We start from the raw sequence: 1,132 nt of genomic DNA, 5'->3' as shown, positions 1-1,132 counted from the left end.
TATACCCAAGAAACTTCAAGATGCAGTTTTTAGCACCTGAAAATGGTCGTTAATTCTAGACGTCAGCGAGTCCGCTATATCAGGTAACGTTGTGGTGAAAAATTTGAAGACTTTGTCTCGAAATTCATGCTTATCAGCGAAATAACGGTTATTTCGAACCTGTTCATTCATGACCTTCCATAATCGCTCTATCGGGTTTAAATTTGGGCTGTATGGAGGAAGGTAATGTAACTCAATATTGCTAACATAAGCCCACTCCTTCACAAGATGAGCTTTGTTGTAACCCGCCCCATCCACAATAAGATGAATTTTTTGATGATAGTCAGGATAAGACTTTCTTATTTCATTGAAAAAACAGCAAATATTGTAGTCATTGATGGTTTGATATTCCTGGAACACGGTACGACCAATGGCATTCAGGTTGAGCGCGCCCAATAGATTCAGACGAGTCCGGCTTCCTGTTGTTTTGACTGTTTTTTTCTCGCCCTTTCGCATCCAGCCATAACCGAGTTTGGTACCTTGAGTCGGGTGAACCGCGTCAAGAAAAAGGAGGGGTTCGTCTTTCGCTGTGACTTTAAGATTTTCATAATATTCAATAAATTGTCGCTGTTTTTCTGCGTCGAATTTATGAGGGACGCCACACGGTTTTTTATAAGAAAAACCCTGACGGTGTAGCCATTTATTCATGCCGGGAATGCTAAAGGTAATATTCCAGAGCTGAGCGACATAGGCCACGATTTCATGGGTGTGATGGAAAAGATGTTGAGATAAGTGGTTGATTAAAAAATCAGTTTGTTCTTGGGAAAGTAAACTGTCAGACCCCCCATTACCCGATTTAAGTTTACCGTGATTAAGGTAATCACTGATATGGCGGTCAACCGTGGTCTGATGGAGTCGCAATGCCTGAGCTATCATCACAGAACTCCACCCTTCAGAAGCCAGAAGGATAGCTTTTATTCTGTCTCGTACTTGACCATCGCGAGTGGTGTCGTGAAGACGCTCAAGTTTGATTTTTTGTTCTGATGTAATAAATATTTTCATAGCGAGGATAATGATCTCCATTTCGGATAAAATCAAGCATCTTCAATGATTACGGGTATAAAGCAGAAGTAAAACTAAAACAGTCTATGAC

The 1,132-nt window shown here is 40.8% G+C and carries 1 protein-coding gene; it reads right to left on the bottom strand.

All coding sequences use genetic code 11. The annotated features are described in order from the left end of the window. Window positions 1-15: 15 nt before the first annotated feature. Window positions 16-1,041: an IS630 family transposase gene (locus D3222_RS24715; RefSeq protein WP_118988367.1), complete on the bottom strand. Its 1,026-nt coding sequence runs from the start codon at window positions 1,039-1,041 to the stop codon at window positions 16-18. Between the last annotated feature and the right edge of the window lie 91 nt (window positions 1,042-1,132).

Source organism: Photorhabdus sp. CRCIA-P01, from assembly GCF_003545805.1.
GTDB lineage: Bacteria > Pseudomonadota > Gammaproteobacteria > Enterobacterales > Enterobacteriaceae > Photorhabdus > Photorhabdus antumapuensis.
Note: the sequence above shows the minus strand (reverse complement) of the source record. Positions and strands in the feature narration are given on the sequence as shown.